The 3,600-nt window shown below is 32.4% G+C and carries 3 protein-coding genes; all 3 read left to right on the forward strand.

Annotation, left to right across the window (positions count from 1 at the left end; translation table 11 throughout):
- Nucleotides 1-526, forward strand: a 526-nt coding sequence (locus LKE01_RS11550; protein WP_146979251.1) for a DUF536 domain-containing protein, incomplete at its 5' end; no start/stop codon positions are given.
- A 221-nt stretch (nt 527-747) separates the two neighbouring features.
- On the forward strand, nt 748-2,601 hold the full coding sequence (locus LKE01_RS11555; RefSeq protein WP_056980994.1) for a DNA adenine methylase: 1,854 nt from the start codon (nt 748-750) through the stop codon (nt 2,599-2,601).
- 14 nt (nt 2,602-2,615) lie between these two features.
- The coding region (locus LKE01_RS11560; RefSeq protein WP_225426959.1) for an HNH endonuclease signature motif containing protein at nt 2,616-3,600 on the forward strand (985 nt) is incomplete at its 3' end.

A 3,600-nucleotide genomic window follows, 5' to 3' on the forward strand; every position in this document is an offset into this window, starting at 1 on the left:
GAAATTATCAAAACAAGCCATTAATCAACGTATTAATAGCATTAATGGCTTTCGAAGCAAACACACTTATAAAGTCAAAAACCATCTAGAAATAGACAATCAAGGCGTTAAGCTGCTTGCTAATTTTGACAAGCAAAAACGACAAGAACGACAACCAAATCAGCAAGACAAAAACGACAAAAATGTTGATCATATCTTACTGAAACAACTTGATGTTAAAGATCAACAAATTGCAAATTTACAACAAGCTTTAGACCAGCAACAAAAATTACAGATAGCGACAGTTGCAGAAAACCATCAATTAAAAGAGCACGTTCGAAAATTGAGTGGTTTGCTTGAAACTTCTAGTTCAGCTCAACAGCAACAATCAAATGACAGGGATGATATCTTGTCGAATAGTTCTAATACCAGTCACAGAAAGGATAAAAACGACAACCAAAACGGAAACAAAGTTGATGAATATCGGAATAGGGAAAAGAAAGTATCCAAGAGCAAAACCAATAATAGTTGGTGGCATTTTTGGTAGCAGTTCTAAGCTTTCATCAATGAGAATTATTGGCTGCTTGCGCTGCAAGTAGCCGGTTCCAGTAATGTGAAAACAACTAAGGAAGGCAAATACTCCGAGTGATATGCAACCACTGAAAATGTAGACCCATTAGTTCAAATACGGATATTCGGGAAACTAACCCTCAATAGACTAGAAAAAACATTGGTGGCATATAAAATAAGAATAATGAAGAGGAAAATATGAGATTTTTAGGCAATAAAGAATCGATGACAGATGAAATACGAGACATTTTGAAAAAAAAGCATCTGTTAAATAAAAAGTTAACGTTTTTTGATGCATTTTGTGGTACAGGAGCAGTTGCAGATAGTCTAAAAGACCAGTTTAATATAATCATTAATGACTCGCTGACGTGGTGTACTATATATAGTCAAGCTAGAATTGATGGTGAAAGCATAAAATTTGAGAATTTAAATTTTAATCCATTTAAATATTTTAATCAACCAAAAATTAGTGAAGAAGGCTTTTTCTATCAAACATATTCACCAGGTGGATCTGATAGAATGTATTTTTCAACTGAAAATGCCGGTAAGATTGATTTTATTAGGCATACTATTCAAAGTTGGTATGATACAAAGTTAGTTTCTAAGAATGAATACGTGTTTTTACTTGCATCACTTATTGAGTCAATGTCTAAGGTGGCCAATGTTGCCGGCGTATATGGTGCGTTCTTAAAAAAATGGGATCCCAGAGCATTAAAGCCAATGGAATTTATCCCAGTACCTTTTAAAAAAATTAAAAATCGAAATCTCCAAGTGTTTAACGATAAAATTGAAAATATCATCGGAGCCGTGGATACGGACATTTTATACTTGGATCCGCCATATACACAAAACCAATACGGAACGCAGTATCATATATTTGAAACCTTAATAAAGGATGATCATCCATCTGTCAGTAAAGTTACAGGATCACGTCCAACTGGTCCGATGAGATCGGATTGGTCAAAAGAATATAAAGCTCAAATACTATTTGATAAGATACTTAGTGAAACAAAAGCAAAGTATGTGATGTTAAGCTATAACAATGATGGTATTATGTCGAAAACGTTTATTGAATCTGCACTTAAGCGATATGGAAAGGCAGAAACATTTGAACTAAAGAAAATTAATTATAAAAAATATCGTAATTTCAAAACAAAGACTACGAATGAACATTTTGAATACCTATTCTTTATTGAATTGAAACGAAAAATTGATGTTACCTATGAATCACCGTTGAATTTTATTGGTAGTAAATATCAAATGTTGGGAGAATTATCGAAATACTTTCCTCAAAATATAACTACTGTGGTAGATATATTTGGTGGTGGTTTCAATTTTGGCGCTAACTATGAAGCGGATACTGTTATTTATAATGACATTAACTTCATTGTTAAAGACTTGATTGAGATGATTGCTGAGAAAAACACATATGATCTAATTAGATATATTCACAAAATAATAAAAAGGTTTGATCTTTCAGCTGAAAATAAAGAATCGTATGTTGCTGCGCGGGCATACTATAATAATTTGCCCAATGGCGATAAAGATCCTCAGATGCTCTATACTATTGTAATGTATGGGTTTCAGCAACAATTAAGATTTAACAGTAAGCTGGAATTTAACAATCCAGTTGGTATGAGATGGTTTAACGATAAAGTATTAGAAAAACTAATCAGTTTCAGTCGACATATTAAAACAAAAAATTTAGTTTTTGAATCCAAATCTTTTGAAGAATTATATATACCCCAAGGAGAAGATACATTGGTATATCTGGATCCACCATATCTTTTGACAACTGGATCTTATAACGACGGAAAACGAGGATTTAAAGGTTGGAATCGTAAGGAAGAAAAACAACTGTTTTCATTTATGGAAAATTTAAATGAAAACGGAAACCGAATTATGTTTTCCTATGTTGTTAAGCATAAGGGAAAGGTAAATCAAAACCTGTTAAACTGGCTAGATACACACAAAAGTTTTAATCTGTTTGAACTCAGTGGAATAAAGGGAAGGAAACGAAATGAGATTCTAATTACTAACTATGATATTTAAGAAAAGTGGTTATAATGATGATTCAAGTAACTATAAATAATAAATTTCAGAAACGAGAAGGTACGTATAAAGAAATTTTAAACAATGGGGTTTTAGATGATCTTGTAAAAAAAGTTACAGGACATACTGACTATGATGTTAAATATATAGATAAGATAAATAAGGGTCGTTTGGTCGTAATAGAACAGGAAAATGAAAAAGACTTTGTTTGTCTATCAGATGATTGTCCAGCGGGGCGAAATTCATATTTCCAAAGTTTTCCCACCACTGTAAACAAGTATATTTTAGATAAACATACTAATAAAAGAATTTTTTACTATAACCTTCCTACTCCGGATAAAACTAACATCGAAACGGATTATCACCGGATGATGTATCGTTTGATGGCCACAATTGGAACCGAGTTCTTAAACGCGACTGAGTATCTAAAAAAGCCAATAGTAGCATTCAACTCAGTTGCTGATTTTATAAGGATAAGAACGAATGAACTAAGTAGGCAACAAAATAATTCGACTTATGTTACAGTGGATGAAAGCAGTAATACTGTAATATATGGTAAAGTTTATGGCGCAAATAAATACGAAACTACACTTATTTCTATTGCTATGAATGCTCTAACAATGGCGAAAACAACGCTATATGAATTTGTAGAGAAGAATCTCAAGGAGCTACCTAAAGCTTCTAGAAATGCGCTTGAAAAAATTGGAATAAAAATAGTGAAAATTGATTCAGAATTAGAAAAACATGAATTTGAAAAGGGAAACAGTCTTCGTTCTCCAAAATATATTTCAAATTTATTAGCTATTTACGGACCAAAGCATTGTGCTTTTTGTGATTGTGATATTCCACAGCTGATACAGGGAGCTCATATTTATCCTGTAGCAGATATAAAAAAACTGGCGGTACCACTAGAGAAGAAAATAGAAATGGCAACAGATGGAAAAAACGGATTATGGCTTTGCAACAATCACCATAAATTGTTAGATTCAGGAATTATTA

Source organism: Lentilactobacillus kefiri (genome assembly GCF_007989105.1).
In the GTDB taxonomy this organism is placed as follows: domain Bacteria; phylum Bacillota; class Bacilli; order Lactobacillales; family Lactobacillaceae; genus Lentilactobacillus; species Lentilactobacillus kefiri.

Excerpts from the sequence above, each read along its gene's own strand:
- LKE01_RS11555 (WP_056980994.1), top strand. The coding sequence starts at position 748 with ATGAGATTTTTAGGCAATAAAGAATCGATGACAGATGAAATACGAGAC.